Source organism: Pseudomonas sp. QS1027 (assembly GCF_002814235.1).
In the GTDB taxonomy this organism is placed as follows: Bacteria; Pseudomonadota; Gammaproteobacteria; order Pseudomonadales; family Pseudomonadaceae; genus Aquipseudomonas.
The window spans coordinates 34,868-55,172 of sequence record NZ_PHSU01000007.1; the positions used below are offsets into that span (position 1 = coordinate 34,868).

General features: G+C 61.9%; 19 protein-coding genes. 4 read left to right on the forward strand and 15 right to left on the reverse strand.

The genetic code is table 11. The features are described 5' to 3' along the window. Positions 1 to 118 precede the first annotated feature (118 nt). Positions 119 to 1,462: a hemolysin family protein gene (locus tag CWE01_RS07060; protein ID WP_100939815.1), complete on the forward strand. Its 1,344-nt coding sequence runs from the start codon at positions 119 to 121 to the stop codon at positions 1,460 to 1,462. A gap of 6 nt (positions 1,463 to 1,468) precedes the next feature. Here CWE01_RS07060 and CWE01_RS07065 read toward each other — a convergent pair whose 3' ends face one another. From CWE01_RS07065 to CWE01_RS07110, 10 genes are all read right to left on the reverse strand, one after another. Further along, positions 1,469 to 2,362 (reverse strand): M23 family metallopeptidase, encoded by an 894-nt coding sequence (locus CWE01_RS07065; protein ID WP_100939816.1) that lies wholly within the window; start codon positions 2,360 to 2,362, stop codon positions 1,469 to 1,471. 65 nt (positions 2,363 to 2,427) lie between these two features. Next, positions 2,428 to 2,733, reverse strand: a complete 306-nt coding sequence (locus CWE01_RS07070; protein ID WP_100939817.1) for a helix-turn-helix domain-containing protein — start codon at positions 2,731 to 2,733, stop codon at positions 2,428 to 2,430. Then, complete coding sequence (locus CWE01_RS07075) at positions 2,730 to 3,062, reverse strand: type II toxin-antitoxin system RelE/ParE family toxin (protein ID WP_100939818.1); 333 nt, start codon at positions 3,060 to 3,062, stop codon at positions 2,730 to 2,732. The genes CWE01_RS07070 and CWE01_RS07075 overlap by 4 nt, the downstream gene beginning before the upstream one ends. Before the next feature lie 252 nt (positions 3,063 to 3,314). After that, complete coding sequence (locus CWE01_RS07080; protein WP_100939819.1) at positions 3,315 to 4,241, reverse strand: response regulator; 927 nt, start codon at positions 4,239 to 4,241, stop codon at positions 3,315 to 3,317. A 158-nt stretch (positions 4,242 to 4,399) separates the two neighbouring features. Further along, a complete protein-coding gene (gene phoU, locus CWE01_RS07085; RefSeq protein ID WP_100939820.1) occupies positions 4,400 to 5,161 on the reverse strand; it encodes a phosphate signaling complex protein PhoU in 762 nt (253 codons plus the stop codon). A gap of 114 nt (positions 5,162 to 5,275) precedes the next feature. Continuing rightward, positions 5,276 to 6,109 carry a phosphate ABC transporter ATP-binding protein PstB gene (pstB, locus tag CWE01_RS07090; protein ID WP_100939821.1) on the reverse strand — a complete coding sequence of 278 codons (834 nt, stop codon included), beginning with the start codon at positions 6,107 to 6,109 and terminating at the stop codon, positions 5,276 to 5,278. A 160-nt stretch (positions 6,110 to 6,269) separates the two neighbouring features. Continuing rightward, positions 6,270 to 7,940 (reverse strand): phosphate ABC transporter permease PstA, encoded by a 1,671-nt coding sequence (gene pstA / locus CWE01_RS07095; RefSeq protein ID WP_100939822.1) that lies wholly within the window; start codon positions 7,938 to 7,940, stop codon positions 6,270 to 6,272. 15 nt (positions 7,941 to 7,955) lie between these two features. Next, positions 7,956 to 9,989: an ABC transporter permease subunit gene (locus CWE01_RS07100; RefSeq protein ID WP_177410462.1), complete on the reverse strand. Its 2,034-nt coding sequence runs from the start codon at positions 9,987 to 9,989 to the stop codon at positions 7,956 to 7,958. A gap of 414 nt (positions 9,990 to 10,403) precedes the next feature. Next, the gene (locus CWE01_RS07105; RefSeq protein WP_100939824.1) at positions 10,404 to 11,402 is read right to left on the reverse strand and encodes a phosphate ABC transporter substrate-binding protein PstS; all 999 of its coding nucleotides are present in this window, start codon (positions 11,400 to 11,402) and stop codon (positions 10,404 to 10,406) included. A gap of 258 nt (positions 11,403 to 11,660) precedes the next feature. Further along, positions 11,661 to 12,950, reverse strand: a complete 1,290-nt coding sequence (locus CWE01_RS07110; protein ID WP_100939825.1) for an MFS transporter — start codon at positions 12,948 to 12,950, stop codon at positions 11,661 to 11,663. A 372-nt stretch (positions 12,951 to 13,322) separates the two neighbouring features. Here CWE01_RS07110 and CWE01_RS07115 point away from each other — a divergent pair, with 372 nt between their 5' ends. Together CWE01_RS07115 and CWE01_RS07120 are read left to right on the forward strand one after the other, a co-directional pair. Then, complete coding sequence (locus tag CWE01_RS07115; RefSeq protein ID WP_040071787.1) at positions 13,323 to 13,721, forward strand: acyl-CoA thioesterase; 399 nt, start codon at positions 13,323 to 13,325, stop codon at positions 13,719 to 13,721. A 51-nt stretch (positions 13,722 to 13,772) separates the two neighbouring features. Further along, the gene (locus CWE01_RS07120; protein WP_100939826.1) at positions 13,773 to 14,675 is read left to right on the forward strand and encodes a D-hexose-6-phosphate mutarotase; all 903 of its coding nucleotides are present in this window, start codon (positions 13,773 to 13,775) and stop codon (positions 14,673 to 14,675) included. Positions 14,676 to 14,817: 142 nt separating this feature from the next. Here the strand turns inward: CWE01_RS07120 and CWE01_RS07125 are convergent, their stop codons facing one another. From CWE01_RS07125 to CWE01_RS07145, 5 genes are all read right to left on the reverse strand, one after another. Continuing rightward, positions 14,818 to 15,354, reverse strand: a complete 537-nt coding sequence (locus tag CWE01_RS07125; RefSeq protein WP_100939827.1) for a DUF3299 domain-containing protein — start codon at positions 15,352 to 15,354, stop codon at positions 14,818 to 14,820. Between the two features lie 80 nt (positions 15,355 to 15,434). After that, positions 15,435 to 15,680, reverse strand: coding sequence for a GlsB/YeaQ/YmgE family stress response membrane protein (locus CWE01_RS07130; RefSeq protein ID WP_100939828.1), 246 nt, complete (start codon positions 15,678 to 15,680; stop codon positions 15,435 to 15,437). A gap of 107 nt (positions 15,681 to 15,787) precedes the next feature. Further along, positions 15,788 to 16,870: a 5-(carboxyamino)imidazole ribonucleotide synthase gene (locus CWE01_RS07135; protein WP_100939829.1), complete on the reverse strand. Its 1,083-nt coding sequence runs from the start codon at positions 16,868 to 16,870 to the stop codon at positions 15,788 to 15,790. Between the two features lie 11 nt (positions 16,871 to 16,881). Beyond that, the gene (purE, locus tag CWE01_RS07140; protein ID WP_040071792.1) at positions 16,882 to 17,373 is read right to left on the reverse strand and encodes a 5-(carboxyamino)imidazole ribonucleotide mutase; all 492 of its coding nucleotides are present in this window, start codon (positions 17,371 to 17,373) and stop codon (positions 16,882 to 16,884) included. A gap of 211 nt (positions 17,374 to 17,584) precedes the next feature. Continuing rightward, positions 17,585 to 18,502, reverse strand: coding sequence for a LysR substrate-binding domain-containing protein (locus CWE01_RS07145; protein ID WP_100939830.1), 918 nt, complete (start codon positions 18,500 to 18,502; stop codon positions 17,585 to 17,587). Positions 18,503 to 18,683: 181 nt separating this feature from the next. Here CWE01_RS07145 and aspA point away from each other — a divergent pair, with 181 nt between their 5' ends. Beyond that, the gene (aspA, locus tag CWE01_RS07150; RefSeq protein WP_100939831.1) at positions 18,684 to 20,108 is read left to right on the forward strand and encodes an aspartate ammonia-lyase; all 1,425 of its coding nucleotides are present in this window, start codon (positions 18,684 to 18,686) and stop codon (positions 20,106 to 20,108) included. The last annotated feature ends 197 nt before the right edge of the window (positions 20,109 to 20,305 follow it).

Below are 20,305 nucleotides of genomic sequence, written 5' to 3' on the forward strand. Positions count from 1 at the left end.
CCAGGCCAGGCCACTAGGCAACGGGCGCATCTGCCGCTACATTGGATGACTTGTGCCTGCCTTTCAGGCCTCAGCCCACCTACTTCAAATTGAAATACGGAACCCGTAAAACCCCATCATGGACCCTTCCCCTAGTAGCTTGACCCTCGCTTCGCTCTTCGCCGACTTCGGCATGATTCTTTTCGCTCTGATCCTGGTATTGCTCAACGGTTTCTTCGTTGCGGCGGAATTCGCCATGGTCAAGCTGCGCTCGACCCGGGTCGAGGCCATCGCCCACAAGAACGGCTGGCGCGGACAGATCCTGCGCACGGTGCACAGCCAGTTGGACGCCTACCTGTCCGCCTGCCAGCTGGGTATCACCTTGGCCTCCCTGGGCCTCGGTTGGGTCGGCGAGCCGGCCTTCGCCCACTTGATGGAGCCGTTGCTGAGCGTCCTCGGGGTGAACTCCGCCGAAGTGGTCAGGGGCGTGTCGTTCTTTACCGCCTTCTTCATCATTTCCTACCTGCACATCGTGGTCGGGGAGCTGGCGCCCAAATCCTGGGCGATCCGCAAGCCCGAGTTGCTGTCGCTGTGGACGGCGGTGCCGCTGTACCTGTTCTACTGGGCGATGTACCCGGCCATCTACCTGCTCAACGCCAGCGCCAACGCCATCCTGCGGATCGCCGGCCAGGGCGAGCCCGGCCCCCATCACGAGCACCATTACAGCCGTGAAGAACTCAAGCTGATCCTGCACTCCAGCCGTGGCCAGGACCCCAGCGACCAGGGCATGCGCGTACTGGCGTCGGCGGTGGAAATGGGCGAACTGGAAGTGGTCGACTGGGCCAACTCCCGTGAAGACCTGGTGACCCTGGACTGCAACGCGCCGCTCAAGGAAATCCTCGCGCTGTTCCGTCGCCACAAGTTCAGCCGTTATCCGGTGTACGACGCCGAACGCAACGTGTTCGTCGGCCTGCTGCACATCAAGGACCTGCTGCTGGAACTGGCGGCCCTGGACCATATTCCCGAGTCGTTCAACCTCGCCGAGCTGACCCGGCCGCTGGAGCGGGTATCGCGGCACATGCCACTGTCGCGCCTGCTGGAGCAGTTCCGCCAGGGCGGCTCGCACTTCGCCCTGGTGGAAGAAGCCGACGGCAAGGTGATCGGCTACCTGACCATGGAAGACGTGCTCGAAGTGCTGGTCGGCGATATCCAGGACGAACACCGCAAGACCGAGCGCGGCATCCTCGCCTATCAGCCAGGCAAGTTGCTGGTGCGTGGCGATACGCCGTTGTTCAAGGTCGAGCGCCTGCTGGGCATCGACCTGGACCATATCGAGGCCGAAACCCTCGCCGGGCTGGTCTATGACAGCCTGAAGCGGGTGCCGGAAGAGGAAGAAGTGCTGGAAGTCGAAGGCCTGCGCATCATCATCAAGAAGATGAAAGGGCCGAAGATCATCCTGGCCAAGGTCCTCAAGCTCGACTGATAGGGGTCATTTCCCTCTCAGGGCAAAATTCGGCAGCATCTCCAGCGGCTGGCTGAACTGATAGGGAATCGACACCAGCCCCATCCCGGTATTGCGCTGCACCACGAAGTGCAGGTGCGGCCCGGTGGTGTTGCCGGTGTTGCCCGACAGCGCCAGCGGGCTGCCCACTTCCACCCGCTGGCCTTCGCGCACGCTCACCGAGCCTTGCTTGAGGTGCAGGTACACGCCCATGGTGCCGTCGTCGTGCAGCACCCGCACGAAGTTGCCCGAAGGGTTCTTGCCGCCGCCGCTCTGGTCGTTCTCGGTCTTGATCACCACTCCGCCCCGCGCCGCGATGATCGGCGTGCCCACCGGCATGGCGATATCCATCGCGTAACGGCTCTTGGCGCCGAAGTGGCTGTATTGCCCGTTCGGCCCCTGGGTCAGGCGAAACGGCCCGCCACGCCAGGGAAAGGGGTAACGATAGCCCTGGGCCTGCCCTGAAGGGTCACCCAGGAAGTATTGGAACTTGGGGACGTAGCGCATCGGCTCGCCGGTCTGGATCGGCGTGAGCAGCGCCAGGCGCTGGTTGCTGCGGGCCGGCAGGACCTTGCGGATCGACTGCGGCGCGCCGCTGACATTCTTCAGGGCACCGAAACCGAGCTCGATCTCCACCGGGGCATACAGGTCGTTGCGCACGTAGACCTCATCACCGCCCTTCTGCTTGCGGATATCCAGGCGCACCTGACGCTCCAGGTGCTCGACCATCCGATCACGAAACACGAATACCTGGGCACCCGGCGCCGGGCGGTCACTGTAGGAGACCACCCCATTGGCATCGGTGTACTTGTAGATGGTCATGGCCACAGCCGAGGTGGCGGCCATCAACAGACCACAGGAAAGCAGCAGGCGCAGGAACATAAGCGAGAGTCGCCGAATAAAACATGGCGACCAGACTAGCAGGTGGCCAGGGGCATTTGTGTGAATCACGCCAGCTGGATGGTCCCGGGGCCAAAACACAGGTCGACGTTCAATTGAGCCGGCTCGGACAGGTTCACCAGCGCATCGAGGGAGAACTTGTCGATCTTGCCGTTCAGCAGGTCATTCAACCTCGGTTGGGTGATCCCCAGGCGCTTGGCTGCGTCCTTCTGGGACAGCTCCCAGGCGTTGACCCGGCTGATCAGCTCCATCATCAGCTTGGAGCGCAGACGCATGTTGGCGGCCTCTCTCGGGGTGTCCTCAAGGGCATCCCAAACAGAGGCGAAACGTTCAGTCTTGTTGGGGTCTGTCATGGCGTTGCTCCTATCTCGTACAGTCTGGCCCGCGCCAGTTCAATATCCCGGGTTTCCGTTTTCTGGGTGGTCTTTCTGAAGGCGTGAAGGACATACAGGGCATCGGCCCGGTTGACCACATAGAACACCCGAAATGCGCCACTCTCTTCGCTCACCCTGATCTCGTAGACACCCTTGCCTACCGTCTTCATGGGCTTCCAGTCGCAGGGCGCTTCACCCTGCTGCAGAAGATCCAGCTGAAAACCGACGGCTCTTCGCGCATCCAGCGGGAACGCCTTGAGATCCCTGAGTGAGCTCCCTACAAACACCACATCCTTGTGCCTTGGCATCGACTTCTCCTGTTGCTGACAGGAAAAGCCTAATCAATGGACGGGATGTCCGTGGTGCGAGGTTGTTTCAAAGCTTGGCTGAAGGGCCGTCCGCCCAGCTGTACCACTCAAAATCAGCTTATATCGAAATAGATATAAAACAACTTGAACGGAAGGATTCGGACGAAAGGTTTTTCGAGTACAGGAGCCGATACAGGAGGAAGGTCAGGCAAACGGCGCGGTGTGCGAGGCCACCACGCCGTCAGGCGGGCATCAAGCCCCGGGAACGAAGTGCTTGAGAGCGGTGCCGCGGGCGATCAGGCGGGAGATGTAGTCCAGCTTCTGGGCGTCCTGGTCGACAAAGCGGAAGGTCAGTTGCAGCCATTCGCTGTCCGGCTTCGGCTCATGGGCAACAATCGCATGCAGATAGCCGTTCAAACGGGCGATCTCGGCGTTGTCGCCCTGCTCCAGGTCCAGCACGGCGTTTTCCAGGACCTGCGGGAGGATCTCGGTACGCCGTACCACCAGCAAGGCTTCCTTGATGCTCAGCGCCTTGATCACGCATTGCTGGGTGCCGCTGGACAGGCGCAACTGGCCCTGGCCACGACCGCCCGAGGCCGCTGCTGCACCTGCCGGCGATGCGGCAGTGGCCGGACGCACCGGCGGGCTGTTGAGCAGGCCTTTGGACGGTGCCGCCGGGGCTTGCGCAGCCGCCGGGCTGACCACTTCGGCGCGGCCGCCGGTCAGGGCACTCAGGGAGTCATTGGCAAAAGCCGAGTTGGCCTTGGTCGGCGCGCTGTTCATCAAGGTGTCGAGCTTGCCGACCTTGTGCAGCGCCTGCTTGACCTTGGTCAGCAACTGTTCGTTGGTAAACGGCTTGCTCACATAACCGGAAACACCGGCCTGGATCGCCTGAACCACGTTTTCCTTGTCGCCACGGCTGGTCACCATGACAAACGGCATGCCCTTGAGATTGTCCTGCTGGCGGCACCAGGTCAGCAACTCCAGACCGGACATTTCCGGCATTTCCCAGTCGCACAACACCAGGTCGAACGCTTCGCGAGCCAGTATCGCCTGGGCCTTGCGCCCGTTGACAGCGTCTTCGATCCGGATGCCCGGGAAGTAGTTGCGCAGGCATTTCTTCACCAGATCGCGGATGAACGACGCGTCATCCACCACCAACACACTGACTTTACTCATTGACCATTCCTCTGAAAATCCCGGCTAGCATACTGACTAATGGCTATTTGCCAACAGCGATTGGTCACACCGGGACTTTTCGTTCGCGGGTGCTCGTAAATTCGTACGCCACAAACAAAAACGCCCGGCCTTAGGCCGGGCGTTTCTCTCAGGCAATCTTACTTATCGTCAGCTTCGCCGGGAACATTAGCAGTTTCGGACAAGGTGCCCTCAACTTCCTGGCGCATGCGCTTGAGGCCCATGTGCCGGACATCAGTGCCGCGCACCAGGTAGATCACCAGTTCGGAGATGTTACGTGCATGATCGCCGATGCGCTCCAGGGAACGCAGCACCCAGATGATGCTCAACACCCGGCTGATCGAGCGCGGATCTTCCATCATGTAGGTCGCCAGCTCGCGCAGGGCAGTCTTGTACTCACGGTCGATGATCTTGTCGTATTGCGCCACCGACAACGCCAGTTCGGCGTCGAAGCGGGCAAAGGCGTCCAGTGAGTCACGGACCATGTTGCGCACCTGGTCGCCAATGTGCCGCACTTCGACATAACCCCGCGGCGCCTCGCCTTCCTCGCACAGCTGGATGGCGCGACGGGCGATCTTGGTCGCTTCGTCACCGATGCGCTCCAGGTCAATCACCGACTTGGAGATGCTGATGATCAGGCGCAGGTCGGAGGCCGCCGGCTGGCGACGGGCCAGAATGCGCAGGCACTCCTCGTCGATGTTGCGTTCCATCTGGTTGATCTGGTCGTCGATTTCGCGCACTTGCTGGGCCAGGCCCGAGTCGGCTTCGATCAACGCGGTGACCGCGTCGTTGACCTGCTTCTCGACCAGACCGCCCATGGCCAGGAGGTGGCTGCGTACTTCTTCCAGTTCCGCATTGAACTGTGCGGAAATGTGATGGGTAAGACCGTCTTTATCAATCATTGTGTCGCTCCGCGAAAGCTGCAAGCTTCAAGCTGTAAGCTTCAAGCCGAATTATGAATATGCTCAGGCTGCCCGTGCTTGCCGCTTGTCGCTGACGACTTGCAGCTTCCTCACCTAGCCATAACGACCGGTGATGTAGTCTTCTGTCTGTTTCTTCGCCGGGTTGGTGAACAGGGTGTCGGTATCACCGAACTCCACCAGCTTGCCCATGTACATGAAGGCGGTGTAGTCGGAAACCCGCGCCGCCTGCTGCATGTTGTGGGTGACGATCACGATAGTGAACTTAGATTTCAACTCATAGATCAGTTCTTCGACCTTGAGGGTCGAGATCGGATCGAGTGCCGAGCACGGTTCGTCGAGCAGCAGCACTTCCGGTTCGACCGCGATGGTCCGGGCAATCACCAGACGCTGTTGCTGACCGCCGGACAGGCCCAGGGCCGAGTCGTGCAGGCGATCCTTGACCTCTTCCCACAGCGCCGCGCCCTTGAGGGCCCATTCCACGGCTTCATCGAGAATACGCTTCTTGTTGATGCCCTGGATACGCAGGCCATAGACCACGTTTTCGTAGATGGTCTTGGGGAACGGGTTGGGCTTCTGGAACACCATGCCGACCTTGCGGCGCAGCTCGGCGACGTCCTCGCCCTTGCGGTAGATGTTGTTGCCGTAGAGGTTGATTTCACCCTCTACACGGCAACCGTCCACCAGGTCGTTCATGCGGTTGAAGGTGCGCAGCAACGTCGACTTGCCGCAACCGGATGGGCCGATGAAGGCGGTCACGCGCTGCTTGGGGATGTTCATGCTGACGTCGAACAGCGCCTGCTTCTCGCCGTAGTACAGGCTCAGTTTCGGGACTTCGATGGCGACGGTTTCGCTCGCCAGGTCCAGGCTCTGCTTGCTACGGCCCAGGGCGGACATGTTGATGCCGTGGGTTTGGGTTTCATGCTGCATGGGGTAACTCCCTGCGCTAACAAATTCGGTTCAATGAGCCGTCGACACAACGCCTGGGTCAACGGTAACGCCGTTCTGTAGGAGCGTGGCTTGCCCGCGAAGGGGGCCTCAAGACCGCCAAAAGCTTCGCGGGCACGCCACGCTCCCACAGGGACGGCAATCAGCTATCCAGCGCCTTGTACTTCTCGCGCAGGTGGTTGCGAATCCATACGGCCGACAGGTTCAAGGTGGCGATCACCAGCACCAGCAACAACGCCGTGGCGTAGACCAACGGACGAGCGGCCTCGACGTTCGGGCTCTGGAAGCCGACGTCGTAGATATGGAAGCCCAGGTGCATGATCTTCTGGTCCAGGTGCAGGTACGGGTAGTTGCCGTCCACCGGCAGCGACGGCGCCAGTTTCACCACACCCACCAGCATCAGCGGGGCCACTTCGCCGGCGGCACGGGCCACGGCGAGGATCATGCCGGTCATCATCGCCGGGCTGGCCATCGGCAGGACGATCTTCCACAAGGTCTCGGCCTTGGTCGCACCCAGGGCCAGCGAACCCTCACGCACGGTACGCGGGATCCGCGCCAGGCCTTCCTCGGTCGCCACGATCACCACCGGCACGGCCAGCAGCGCCAGGGTCAGGGACGCCCAGAGCAGGCCCGGGGTGCCGAAGGTCGGTGCCGGCAGCGCTTCTGGGAAGAACAGCCGGTCCAGCGAGCCGCCCAGCACATAGACGAAGAAGCCCAGGCCGAACACGCCGTAGACGATCGCCGGAACGCCGGCCAGGTTGTTCACCGCGATGCGGATGATCCGGGTCAGCACGTTCTGCTTGGCGTATTCACGCAGGTAGACCGCCGCCAGCACGCCGAATGGGGTCACGATCATCGCCATGATCAGGGTCATCATCACGGTGCCGAAGATCGCCGGGAAAATCCCGCCTTCGGTGTTGGCTTCACGCGGGTCGTCGCTGAGGAACTCCCAGACCTTGCTGAAATAGAAGCCCAGCTTGGTCAGCTTGCCCATGGCGTTCGGCTGATAGGCATGGACCACTTTGCCGATGCTGATTTCCAGTTCCTTGCCGTTGGCATCGCGGGCCGTCAGGCTGTCGCGGTTGAACTGGGTGTGCAGATCGCTCAGGCGTGCTTCGATGTCCTGGTAGCGGGCATTCAGTTCCGCGCGTTCGGTCGCCATGTCGGCTTGCGCGGTGGCGTCGAGACGGCCTTCGAGCTCCAGCTTGCGGCTGTGCAGACGGATCCGCTCGAGGCCGGCGTTGATCGCGCCGATGTCGCTCTTCTCGAGCGTCTTGATCTGCGCCGCCAAAGCGTTCACGCGCTGGACACGGGCCTGCAACTCGGGCCAGGCGGCTTCGCCTTCGGCGATCACCTTGCCGCTTTCCTTGACGTTGACCAGGGTGCCGTAGAAGTTGCCCCACTCACGCCGCTCGATGGTCATCAGTTCGGCCGGGTAGGTCTGGTCCTGCAACCACTCGCCGACGATCCAGGTGAAGTCGTTGCCGTTCAGGTCGCGGTTACCGACCTTGATCAGCTCCCGGGTCATGAACTCGGGGCCTTCATCCGGTACCGGCAGGCCGGCCGTCTTCAGGCGCTCGCGAGGGACCTCTTCCTTCTGTACCACCTCGCCGACCACGACCTGATTGGCCTGGCCCGGCACGTTGTACTGGGCATGCACCAGGTCGGCCGGCCAGAAGTGGCCCAGGCCGCGCACAGCGATCACGGCCAGCAGGCCGATGGTCATGATGACCGCGATGGATACCGCACCACCGCTGATCCAGACGCCGGGGGCGCCGCTCTTGAACCAGCTGTTCAGGGAGTTCTGTTTCACAGACTTCTACCTTTCTTAAAGCGACGAGTATTTCTTGCGCAGACGCTGACGAATCAGTTCCGCGAGGGTGTTCATGATGAACGTGAACAGCAGCAGCACCAGCGCCGAGAGGAACAGCACGCGGTAGTGACTACCACCCACTTCCGACTCCGGCATCTCCACCGCGACGTTGGCCGCCAGGGTGCGCAGGCCTTCGAACAGGTTCATCTCCATGACCGGGGTGTTGCCGGTGGCCATCAGCACGATCATGGTCTCGCCGACGGCGCGGCCCATGCCGATCATCAGCGCCGAGAAGATCCCCGGGCTGGCGGTCAGGATCACCACCCGCGTCATGGTCTGCCACGGCGTGGCGCCCAGGGCCAGCGAGCCCAGGGTCAGGCCGCGCGGTACGCTGAACACGGCGTCTTCGGCGATGGAGTAGATGTTCGGGATCACCGCGAAGCCCATGGCCAGGCCGACCACCAGGGCATTGCGCTGGTCGTAGGTGATGCCCAGGTCGTGGGAGATCCACATGCGCATGTCGCCACCGAAGAACCAGGTCTCCAGGTGCGGGCTCATGAACAGCGAGAGCCAGCAGACGAACAGGATCACCGGGATCAGGATCGCACTTTCCCAGCCGTCCGGCACCCGCAGGCGCAGCGACTCGGGCAGGCGGCTCCAGCCGAAACCGGCCACCAGGATGCCGATCGGCAGGAGCATCAGCAGGCTGAAGATCCCCGGCAGGTGCCCTTCTACATAAGGCGCCAGGAACAGGCCGGCGAAGAAGCCGAGGATCACCGTCGGCATCGCTTCCATCAATTCGATCACCGGCTTGACCTTGCGGCGCATGCCCGGAGCCATGAAGTAGGCGGTGTAGATCGCGGCGGCGACGGCCAGCGGTGCGGCCAGGAGCATGGCGTAGAACGCGGCCTTCAGGGTACCGAAGGTCAGCGGCGACAGGCTCAGCTTGGGTTCGAAGTCGGTGTTGGCGGCGGTCGATTGCCAGACGTACTTGGGTTCGTCGTAGTTCTCGTACCAGACCTTGCTCCACAGCGCGCTCCAGGAAACTTCCGGGTGCGGGTTGTCGAGAACCAGCGGCTGGATCTTGCCACCTTGCTCGACGATCACCCGGTTGGCCCGTGGCGACAGGCCGAACAGGCCCTGGCCGTCGACCACCTGGTTGACCAGCAGGGTCCGGTGCGCGGTGCTGTGGAAAATGCCGAGCTTGCCGGAGGCATCCATGGCGACAAAGCCCTTGCGACGCTCTTCGGCGGTGATTTCAACGATAGGCGCGGTGCCCATCTGGAAACCCCGGATGTTTTTCAGGCGCAGCTCGCCATCCGGATCGCGGGCCATGAACCACTGGGCCAGGCCACCGGTGGAGTCACCGATGATCAGTGAAATACCGCCCACCAGTTGGGTACTGGCGGTCACTTCGGCCGTGGCGCTTTCCAGCAGTTTGTAGCGACCGTTCAGGCTCTTGTCGCGCAGGCTGAAGACATCGGCCTGGGCGCGTCCGTTGATCACATACAACCATTGCTGGCGCGGATCGATATAGATCGCCTTCACCGGCTCGGTCATCTGCGGCAGCTCGATGCTCTTCTGCTCGCTGGTGACCTCGCCGGTCATCATGTTTTCTTCTTTGGTCAGCGCCAGCACGTGCAGTTGCGCGCCGGTGGAGCCGGCCACGACCAGCGTGGTGTCGGCGGCGTTCAGGTTCACATGCTCAAGGGCACGGCCCTGATCGTCGAGAATGATCGGCGCTTCGCCGTAGGGGTACTCGACCGCGGGTGAAATGGTTTTCTTGCCGTCCGGATACGTCACTTTATAGGTGTGACGGAACACCAGCGCCTGGCCATTGGACAGGCCGACAATCACCAACGGGATACCCGGCTGGTCCTTGCTGATAGAGGTGACCGTGGTGCCGGCCGGAAGCGGCAGGTTGACCCGCGACAGTTCGCTGGCGTCCTGGGCATTGAAGAACAGCACCTGGCCCTTGTCGGAAACCCGCATGCCGACCTGGTTCTGCTCTTCCAGGGAGATCATCAGCGGTTTGCCGGCGTCCTGGATCCAGGCGGGGGTAATGCTTTTCTCGGCGGTCAGCGAGGCACCCTGGAACAGGGGCAGGACCACATAACCGAGAAAGAAGAAGATCAGCGTGATCGCCCCGAGGACGGCGAGGCCGCCAATGAACACATACCAACGGGTCAGGCGATCTTTCAGCGCGCGGATACGGCGCTTGCGTTGCAGCTCAGGCGTATTGAAATCAATGCGCTTGGGGGGTGAAGTCGTAGTCATGGTGGAATTGGCCAGATCGTTCATGCGCACACCCTAGCGGTCCTGTATGACAGAAAGATGACAATGCAGTGACGCACTGAAGCCGCCGCCCAGCAAGGCTGGCAGCGGTTTCGGAATGAGGGGCGCGGTCGATCGGGATCAAACCGCGCCTTGTCTTGCTACCGGGACGAGCGCCCGGTTGAAGGCTTACTGCTTGGCGACGTTACCTTCGCCCAGGCCCAGGTCAGCCAGTGCCTTGGCGGCAACTTTGGCTGGCAGTGGGATGTAGCCGTCTTTCACAACCACTTCCTGGCCCTGTTTGGACAGAACCAGTTTCACGAACTCGGCTTCCAGGGGAGCCAGAGGCTTGCCCGGTGCCTTGTTGACGTACACGTAGAGGAAACGCGACAGCGGGTATTTGCCGTTCAGTGCGTTTTCTTCGCTGTCTTCGATGAACTCGGTGCTGCCTTTCTTCGACAGGGCAACGGTTTTCACGCTGGCGGTCTTGTAGCCGATACCCGAGTAGCCGATACCGTTCAGCGAGGAGCTGATGGACTGCACAACGGAAGCCGAACCCGGTTGTTCGTTCACGTTAGGCTTGTAGTCGCCTTTGCACAGGGCTTCTTCCTTGAAGTAGCCGTAGGTGCCGGATACCGAGTTACGGCCGAACAGTTGAACCGGCTTGTTGGCCAGGTCGCCGGTCACACCCAGGTCACCCCAGGTCTTGACTTCGGCTTTGGCGCCGCACAGACGAGTCGAGGAGAAGATCGCGTCGACTTGTTCCATGGTCAGGTGCTTGATCGGGTTGTCCTTGTGCACGAACACGGCCAGGGCATCCACAGCGACCGGGATAGCGGTCGGCTTGTAGCCGTACTTCTGCTCGAAGGCAGCCAGTTCGGTGTCCTTCATCTTGCGGCTCATCGGGCCCAGGTTCGAAGTGCCTTCAGTCAGGGCGGGCGGCGCGGTAGCGGAACCGGCGGCCTGAATCTGAATGTTCACGTTCGGGTATTCTTTCTTGTAGCTCTCAGCCCACAGGGTCATGAGGTTAGCCAGGGTGTCGGAACCAACACTGGACAGGTTACCCGATACGCCCGTGGCTTTTGTATAAGGCGGAATGGACGGGTCCACACCAGCGGCGACCGCGTGGGCAGTTGCAACGCCAGCAGCGACAAAAGTCATTGCCGCCATCAAACGCTTCAGTTTCATGCCTTGCTCCTAGCAGAGAGGGTTTATCAGATCGGGGCCAAGTATCAGCAGGCCGGATGAACACTCTATGACTGGTATATGACAGTTAGATGAAAGGCCATCACGCTTAAAACGCTGGATTTCTAAACGCAAAAGCGGGCAAACGCCCGCCTTTACTGGTCCGCGGCGCCGTCGCGCGGCGCTGGATCATGTCAACACTGAAACAATTTGAAACCCTCTTCCTTTATATAGAGGCGTTCCGATTTTCACCGTTGCGACTCAACGCCCCTTCGACCACAGATACCCGCCCACCAGCACGCCGATGCCGCAAATGATCGCCACATAATAGGCAGGCCCCATCGGGCTTTCCTTGAGCAGCAAGGTGACCACCATCGGGGTCAGGCCGCCGAAGATCGCGTAGGCCAGGTTGTAGGAGAACGACAGGCCACTGAAACGCACCACCGCCGGGAACGCCTTGACCATCACGTAAGGCGTCGCGCCGATGGTGCCGACGAACAGGCCGCTCAGGGCATACAGCGGGAACAGCCACTCGGGGTGAGTCGGCACGGTGCTATAGAAGGTCCAGAACGTCACCATCAACCCCAGGCTGCCGAACACGAAGACCCGCCCGGCACCGAAACGGTCGGCCAGCGCGCCGGAAAGAATGCAACCCAGGGTCAGGCAGATCGTCGCCAGGCTGTTGGCTTCCAGAGAGAGGGTTGGGGAAAAGTGAAAGGCCGTTTGCAGCACGGTCGGGGTCATCAGGATCACCACCACCACACCGGCGGACAGCACCCAGGTCAACAGCATCGAAATCAGGATCGCACCGCGATGATCACGCAGTACCGCGCCCAGCGGGATGCCGTCGGACAGCGCCTTGCGTTTCTGCAGCTCGGCGAACACTGGGGTCTCGTGCAACCAGCGGCGCAGGTAGACCGAGAACAGGCCGAATACACCGCCCAGCAGGAACGGAATCCGCCAGGCGTAATCCGCCACTTCCACCGGGGTATAAACGCTGTTGATCAGGGTCGCCACCAGCGAACCCAGCAGGATGCCGGCGGTCAGGCCCGAGGTCAGGGTGCCGCAGGCAAAGCCGATCTTGCGCTCCGGTACGTGTTCGGCGACGAACACCCAGGCGCCCGGCACTTCACCACCGATGGCCGCGCCCTGGATCACCCGCATCAGCAACAGCAGGATCGGCGCCCAGATGCCGATCTGCGCATAGGTCGGCAGCAGACCCATGATCAGGGTCGGCACCGCCATCAGGAAAATACTCAGGGTGAACATCTTCTTGCGCCCCAGCAGGTCGCCGAAGTGCGCCATCACGATGCCGCCCAGTGGCCGCGCCAGGTAGCCGGCGGCGAAAATCCCGAAGGTCTGCATCAAACGCAGCCATTCGGGCATATCCGCCGGGAAAAACAGCTTGCCGACCACAGCGGCAAAAAACACGAAAATGATAAAGTCGTAGAACTCCAGCGCGCCGCCCAGGGCAGACAGCGATAAAGTCTTGTAGTCATTGCGGGTCAACGGGCGCGCAGATTGCGCAGTGGGGGTGGACGCGGTGGTCATGGGCTTCTCTTATTGGGCACGTCTATGAGCCACGCAAGGCTCGACTCAGGCTGGGGGCAGGTCTGGCACGATAGCAAATTGTTCGTAAAAGCACATGGATCAGCGCATTCGTCGGGAAAAATGAGAACCGGGAGGTCGTCTCGCGGTCTACCGACCGATATACTCGTGCCCTGCGCCGGGTAAAACCCGCAGGCTAGAGGGGTATTGTGCGAAAACGCCGTTGGGCCGAACCAGCCGCTTTCGCAGAGTTTCCCTTAGTGCGGCTTACGAGAAACGTAACGAACGTAGTATGTTCGGGCTGAATCGTTTTTCTTGAAGACGGCTATTCACCTGCAGTACCAACGTAGCGTTACGGGTCAGAGGCACCCCGGCATGATCGAACTCGAACAAGAAGATCCAATCCCGCAAGGCGATCTCGCCCTGCAAATCACCGCGCTCCCGCGCGAAGCCAACGGTTTCGGCGACATTTATGGCGGCTGGCTGGTCAGCCAGATGGACCTGGCCGGCACCGCCATGGCCAGTAAAGTGGCCGGCGGCCGGGTGGCCACGGTGTCCATCGACCGCATGGCGTTCCTGGTCCCGGTCGCCGTCGGCGCGCAACTGTCCTTTTATACCCATACCGAAGAAATCGGCCGCAGCTCGATGCGGATGATGGTCGAGGTGTGGAGCGACGATCCGCTGACCAGCGAATGGCGCAAGGTCACCGAAGCGGCGTTTGTGTTCGTGGCCATCGACGGCAGCGGGCGCACCCGCTCCGTGCCACGGCGTTAATCCGGCCGCCCGCGCGCGGCCCGTTACAACTCCCTGTCTTGCGAGAACACCATGACCACGCCCCATGTTGAAGCGGTAAAACTGGATGAGCTGAACGGCTGGCGGATCAGCCACGGCCAGGCCGAATTGCTGGTGGCGCAACAAGGCGCGCAGATCCTCAGTTACCAGTTGGCCGGGCAACCGCCGCTGATCTGGCTCAACAACGAGGCGGTGTTCAAGCAAGGCAAGGGTATCCGGGCCGGCGTGCCGGTGTGCTGGCCGTGGTTCGGCAACTTTTCGCGTAATCCGGACAGCGTCCAGGCCATGCGCCAGAGCAGCGAGGCCGCCACGGCCCACGGTTTTGTGCGGACGATGAACTGGACGCTGCAGGGCATCGAGGCCGAAGGCGAGGCGGTGAATGTGACGTTCAGCCTGCCGCTACCCGAAGGCGGCCTGCCGGGCTGGCCGCACAAGGTCGGCCTGACCCTGCGTATTCGCCTGGGTGAGACGTTGCACGTCGAGCTCATCAGCGAAAACCAGGACGATCATCCGGTCAGCATCAGCCAGGCGCTGCACACCTATTTCGCCGTCAGCGATGTACGCAATGTGCAGGTTGAAGGGGTCGAGGGCCTGAGCTATATCGACACGCTGGAGGACTGGCAGTCGACGACGCAGGTGGGCAGCTTGCACTTTAGCGGCGAGACCGACCGGATCTACCAGGATGCGCCGTCGCAGCTGGGCATTGTCGATTCGGACTGGCAGCGGCGTATCCAGCTGACCAGCAGCGGTTCACGGACGGCGGTGATCTGGAATCCGTGGATTGGTCGGGCCAGTCAGTTCAGCGATATGGCCGACGATGGCTGGCAGAAGATGCTCTGCATCGAGACCGCGAACGTGATGGATGATGTGGTGACGCTGGCGCCGGGGGCTAGTCATACGTTGGGTGTGACCATCGGTAGTCAGCGCCTGGCTTGAGACCGCGTCGCGCGCCTTCGCGGGCAAGCTCCGCTCCCACAAGGGCCGAGTCGTACGCAAATTTTGTGCACGACTCAGGACTTAATGTGGGAGCGGAGCTTGCCCGCGAAGGCGATCTGACAAGCACCGAAGATCTCGAACCTTACAGATCCGACTCCTTCACCGCCCTCACCTTCCCCGCATCCAGCGCATACGCCGCGTCGGCCAGGTCATTGCTGACCTTCTCGATCTTCAGCGTGCCGGTCACCCACAGCGGCGTATAGATATCGTCCAGCTTCAACCCCTTGGGATACCGCACCAGCACCAGTTGATTGGGCGGCGGTGGCGGCACGTGGATGCAGGCGCCCGGGTAAGGCACCAGGAAAAACAGCGTGCTGCGGCCCTTGGCGTCGGTCTCCAACGGCACCGGATACCCACCGATGCGAATATCCTTGCCATCCATCGCCGCTACGGTCTTGGTCGAATACATCACCGCCGGCAAACCCTTGCTCTGCTTCAACCCACCCTTGGCGGTAAAGGTACCGTCGCCCTCGGGCGTGTTGTGGGTGATTTCCGGCATTTGCTCAAGGGCTTTCTGGTCCGACTTGGGCATCAGTTCCAGCCAGTCGGTTTCCGGGAGTTCAGCGGCATGGGCCAGGCCACTGCCCAGGAAAAGAAGTGTCAAAAGAAGACGGCGCATGGGGAGACTCGAAAACAGAGAGGATGTCGCACATTCTAGCCCTCTCCGCCATGGCGGCGGAGAGGGTTTGATCGCCTGGATCAGTTCTTTCTGACCAGGTTGTAGATCACCAACAAGACAATCGCGCCAACAACTGCACCGATAAAACCGGCACTCTGACCCGCGTGATAGATCCCCAGCGCCTGACCACCATAGGTCGCCGCCAGCGAACCGCCGATACCCAGCAGGATGGTCATGATCCAACCCATGCTGTCGTCGCCTGGCTTGAGGAAACGCGCCACCAGGCCGACGATGAGGCCGATAAAAATTGTCCAGATAATGTGCATGGCATTTCCTCTCGGTGAGTGTGCACAGTCAAAGCCTAGTCAGCACTTTGACATCCTGCAATCAGAGGCCAACGGCAACCGTAGGTTCCCGCCAGCACTGACTATCTTTACTCGGCGATCAACGCCTCGACCCGCAGGATCTGCTCCTGCAACGTCGCCTTGTCCGCGCAACGCAGCGTCGCGTGACCGACCTTGCGGCCGACCTTGAACGCCTTGCCATAGTGATGCAGATGGCAATCGGCGATGGCGATCACTTGCTCCACCGGCGGGACTACACCGATGAAGTTGAGCATCGCGCTTTCGCCGACCTTGGCGGTCGAACCCAGCGGCAGCCCGGCAATCGCCCGCAGGTGGTTTTCGAACTGGCTGCACTCGGCGCCTTCGGTGGTCCAGTGCCCGGAGTTGTGCACCCGTGGCGCGATTTCGTTGGCCTTGAGGCCACCGTCGACTTCAAAGAACTCGAACGCCAGCACGCCGACATAATTCAGCTGCTTGAGCACCCGGCCGGCATACTCTTCGGCCAGGGCTTGCAGCGGATGGTCGGTGCTGGCCACGGACAGGCGCAGGATGCCGTTGTCGTGGGTGTTGTGCACCAGCGGGTAGAAGCAGGTTTCGCCGTCACGGCCGCGTACGGCAATCAGCGAGACTTCACCGGTGAAGGGCACAAAGCCTTCCAGCAGGCAGGCAACGCTGCCCAGCTCGGCGAAGGTGCCGACCACATCGGCCGCGGTGCGCAGGACTTTCTGGCCCTTGCCGTCATACCCCAGGGTGCGGGTTTTCAGCACGGCCGGCAGGCCTATCTGGGCAACAGCGGCGTCCAGGTCCGCCTGGGACTGGATATCGGCGAAGGCCGGGGTGGGAATCCCCAGGTCCTTGAACATGCTCTTTTCGAACCAGCGATCACGGGCGATGCGCAGGGCTTCGGCGCTCGGATAGACCGGCACGAACTGCGACAGGAAGGCCACGGTTTCCGCCGGGACGCTTTCGAACTCGAAGGTCACCAGGTCGACTTCGTCGGCCAACTGGCGCAGGTGATCCTGATCGCCGTAATCGGCGCGCAGATGCTCGCCCAGGGCGGCTGCACAGGCATCCGGCGCCGGGTCCAGGAAAGCGAAGTTCATCCCCAGCGGCGTACCCGCCAGCGCCAACATGCGGCCCAACTGGCCGCCACCGATTACACCGATCTTCATCGTCATCAACCTCAGGCGACGCGTGGGTCTGGATTGTCCAGCACGCTGTCTGTCTGTTCTGCACGGAATTTCTTCAGCACGGTGTGGAAATGCGGGTGCTTGGCGCCCAGGATGCTCGCCGAGAGCAGCGCGGCATTGATCGCGCCGGCCTTGCCGATGGCCAGGGTCGCCACCGGAATACCGGCCGGCATCTGCACGATCGACAGCAGCGAGTCGACGCCCGAGAGCATCGCCGACTGCACCGGCACGCCGAGCACCGGCAGGTGGGTCTTGGCCGCGCACATGCCTGGCAGGTGCGCCGCACCGCCGGCACCGGCGATGATCACCTCGATCCCGCGGGACTCGGCCTCTTCGGCGTACTGGAAGAGCAGGTCCGGGGTGCGGTGGGCAGAGACCACTTTCACCTCGTAGGGGATGCCGAGCTTTTCCAGCATATCGGCGGTGTGGCTAAGGGTGGACCAATCGGACTTGGAGCCCATGATCACGCCAACCAGTGCACTCATCGTCGTGCCTCTTCTCTTGGGCGCCCGCAGGCGCGTCAAAAAACAACAAGCCACGCGGGAGACCGGCGTGGCTTGTCATACGAATCGGGGCCGGGCAAGCCGGCCGAAGGCCGCGCAGTATACCGAAAAAAGTGCGTTAAACGCACCTTTACCGACCATCTGTCGTTTGCTGGATTTTAGCCGCTGAAGGCCGGTTTACCTGACTTTCAGGTCAATTCGGACCCGGTGCCTGCGCCGCCGCGCCTTCGAGCTTGCGCCACAATAAACGCACGTTGGCCTTGCGCACCAGCGCACAGCGATACAGGCGGATTTCCAGCGGCACATGCCATTGCGGCCCGCCGCACACCACCAGTTCTCCCCGCGCCAACTCGGCCCGGACACTGAGATGCGGCACCCAGGCAATGCCCAGCCCTTCCAGCGCCATGCTCTTCAAACTGTCGGCCATTGCGGTTTCGTAGATCGTGGTAAAGCGCAGATTGCGCTGGCGCAGCAACAGGTTCACCGAGCGCCCGAGAAACGCCCCGGCGCTGTACGCCAGCAACGGCACGCTCACCTCGCCCTCCAGGTCGAACAGCGGCTGGCCATCCGGCCCCGTCGCGCACACCGGCAACATCTCGGTCTGCCCCAGGTGCAGGGACGGAAAGATCTCCGCGTCCATCTGCAACGCCGCATCCGGGTCATAGAAGGCCAGCATCAAGTCACAACCGCCCTCGCGCAACGCATGCACCGCGTCACCGACGTTGGTTGCCACCAGCCGCGTGGCGATATTCAGCCCTTCATTGCGCAACTGCGCGATCCAGCGCGGAAAGAAGCCCAGCGCCAAAGAGTGCGCCGCCGCCACCTGCATGACTTCGCCCTGCCCGCCTTCCAGATGATGCAGATGGCGCACCACCTCGCCCAGTTGCTCAACCACCGTACGCGCCGTCACCAGGAACAACTGCCCCGCCGCCGTCAGTTCGATCGGTGTGCGCGAGCGGTTGACCAGGGTCAGCCCCAGCGCCGACTCCAGGCTGCGGATCCGTCGGCTGAACGCCGGCTGCGTGACAAAGCGTCGCTCCGCTGCCTGGGAAAAGCTGCGGGTCGCCGCCAGGGCACTGAAGTCTTCCAACCATTTGCTTTCGAGATTCATCGGTTCCTCCCGCCATGCGCACCATTTTGGTTCACACGTCCGTCATACACAACGCGTCACATCCACATTATGCCGTTTGTGCATAGGCCAGTGCTGAACAGCATTGGCCCTAGAATTCGGCCAAGCCTAGCATTGCCAACGTTCCGGCACCGACCGGGTTCTTATCGAGATGATTTCTATCATGTCCTCCGCTGCATCTTTCCGCACAGAAAAAGACCTGCTTGGCGTACTCGAAGTACCCGGCGACGCGTATTACGGCATCCAGACCCTGCGAGCGGTGAACAACTTCCGTCTCTCCGGCGTCCCGATCTCGCACTACCCGAAGCTGGTCGTGGCCCTGGCCATGGTCAAACAAGCTGCCGCTGACGCCAACCGCGAGCTCGGTCACCTGACCGAAGCCAAACACGCGGCCATCAGCGAAGCCTGTGCCCGACTGGTGCGCGGCGACTTCCACGAGCAGTTCGTGGTCGACATGATTCAAGGCGGCGCTGGCACTTCGACCAACATGAATGCCAACGAAGTCATCGCCAACATCGCGCTGGAGGCCATGGGCCACAGCAAGGGCGAATACCAGTACCTGCACCCGAACAACGACGTGAACATGGCGCAGTCGACCAACGACGCCTACCCGACGGCCATCCGCCTGGGTCTGCTGCTGGGCCACGACGCCCTGCTCGCCAGCCTCGACAGCCTGATCCAGGCCTTCGCCGCCAAGGGCCAGGAGTTCAGCCACGTCCTGAAAATGGGCCGTACCCAGCTGCAAGACGCCGTGCCGATGACCCTCGGCCAGGAGTTCCGCGCCTTCGCCACCACCCTGAGCGAAGACCTGGCCCGCCTGAAGACCCTGGCACCGGAGCTGCTGACCGAAGTCAACCTGGGCGGCACCGCCATCGGCACCGGCATCAACGCCGACCCGCGCTACCAGCAACTGGCGGTCGACCGCCTGGCCCTGATCAGCGGCCAGCCGCTGGTACCCGCCGCCGACCTGATCGAAGCCACCTCCGACATGGGTGCCTTCGTGCTGTTCTCCGGCATGCTCAAGCGCACCGCGGTCAAGCTGTCGAAGATCTGCAACGACCTGCGCCTGCTGTCCAGCGGCCCACGCACCGGCATCAACGAAATCAACCTGCCAGCGCGTCAGCCCGGCAGCTCGATCATGCCCGGCAAGGTCAACCCGGTGATCCCGGAAGCGGTCAACCAGGTGGCGTTCCAGATCATCGGCAACGACCTGGCCCTGACCATCGCGGCCGAAGGCGGCCAACTGCAACTGAACGTGATGGAGCCGCTGATCGCCTTCAAGATCTTCGACTCGATCCGTCTGCTGCAACGCGCCATGGACATGCTGCGCGAACACTGCATCGTCGGCATCACCGCCAACGAAGCGCGCTGCCGCGAACTGGTGGAGCACTCCATCGGCCTGGTCACCGCGCTGAACCCCTACATCGGCTATGAAAACGCCACCCGGATCGCCCGCATCGCCCTGGAAAGTGGCCGTGGCGTACTGGAACTGGTGCGCGAAGAAGGCCTGCTCGACGACGCGATGCTCGCCGACATCCTGCGCCCGGAAAACATGATTGCCCCGCGTCTGGTGCCCCTGAAGGCCTGACCTTCAATGCCGGACTGCAACACGCTCACCAGGTCGAGGGACTAGACACCTCTCACCTTTTGAGGGCCTGAAGGTCACTCTTCAGGCCCTTTTTTTTACAACCGAAAGTAGGACGAAGGCTCTATCCCGGCCCCTGCCTTCACCAGAAATACCCTGCGCTTCGTCGTTTGTACTACAAACCAGTACAGACGACTGCG

What these genes read in the sequence shown, in the direction of transcription:
- CWE01_RS07060 (WP_100939815.1), top strand. Translation starts at nt 119, where the DNA reads ATGGACCCTTCCCCTAGTAGCTTGACCCTCGCTTCGCTCTTCGCCGAC.
- CWE01_RS07065 (WP_100939816.1), bottom strand. Translation starts at nt 2,362, where the DNA reads ATGTTCCTGCGCCTGCTGCTTTCCTGTGGTCTGTTGATGGCCGCCACC.
- CWE01_RS07070 (WP_100939817.1), bottom strand. Translation starts at nt 2,733, where the DNA reads ATGACAGACCCCAACAAGACTGAACGTTTCGCCTCTGTTTGGGATGCC.
- CWE01_RS07075 (WP_100939818.1), bottom strand. Translation starts at nt 3,062, where the DNA reads ATGCCAAGGCACAAGGATGTGGTGTTTGTAGGGAGCTCACTCAGGGAT.
- CWE01_RS07080 (WP_100939819.1), bottom strand. Translation starts at nt 4,241, where the DNA reads ATGAGTAAAGTCAGTGTGTTGGTGGTGGATGACGCGTCGTTCATCCGC.
- phoU (WP_100939820.1), bottom strand. Translation starts at nt 5,161, where the DNA reads ATGATTGATAAAGACGGTCTTACCCATCACATTTCCGCACAGTTCAAT.
- pstB (WP_100939821.1), bottom strand. Translation starts at nt 6,109, where the DNA reads ATGCAGCATGAAACCCAAACCCACGGCATCAACATGTCCGCCCTGGGC.
- CWE01_RS07105 (WP_100939824.1), bottom strand. Translation starts at nt 11,402, where the DNA reads ATGAAACTGAAGCGTTTGATGGCGGCAATGACTTTTGTCGCTGCTGGC.
- CWE01_RS07110 (WP_100939825.1), bottom strand. Translation starts at nt 12,950, where the DNA reads ATGACCACCGCGTCCACCCCCACTGCGCAATCTGCGCGCCCGTTGACC.
- CWE01_RS07115 (WP_040071787.1), top strand. Translation starts at nt 13,323, where the DNA reads ATGATCGAACTCGAACAAGAAGATCCAATCCCGCAAGGCGATCTCGCC.
- CWE01_RS07120 (WP_100939826.1), top strand. Translation starts at nt 13,773, where the DNA reads ATGACCACGCCCCATGTTGAAGCGGTAAAACTGGATGAGCTGAACGGC.
- CWE01_RS07125 (WP_100939827.1), bottom strand. Translation starts at nt 15,354, where the DNA reads ATGCGCCGTCTTCTTTTGACACTTCTTTTCCTGGGCAGTGGCCTGGCC.
- CWE01_RS07130 (WP_100939828.1), bottom strand. Translation starts at nt 15,680, where the DNA reads ATGCACATTATCTGGACAATTTTTATCGGCCTCATCGTCGGCCTGGTG.
- CWE01_RS07135 (WP_100939829.1), bottom strand. Translation starts at nt 16,870, where the DNA reads ATGAAGATCGGTGTAATCGGTGGCGGCCAGTTGGGCCGCATGTTGGCG.
- purE (WP_040071792.1), bottom strand. Translation starts at nt 17,373, where the DNA reads ATGAGTGCACTGGTTGGCGTGATCATGGGCTCCAAGTCCGATTGGTCC.
- CWE01_RS07145 (WP_100939830.1), bottom strand. Translation starts at nt 18,502, where the DNA reads ATGAATCTCGAAAGCAAATGGTTGGAAGACTTCAGTGCCCTGGCGGCG.
- aspA (WP_100939831.1), top strand. Translation starts at nt 18,684, where the DNA reads ATGTCCTCCGCTGCATCTTTCCGCACAGAAAAAGACCTGCTTGGCGTA.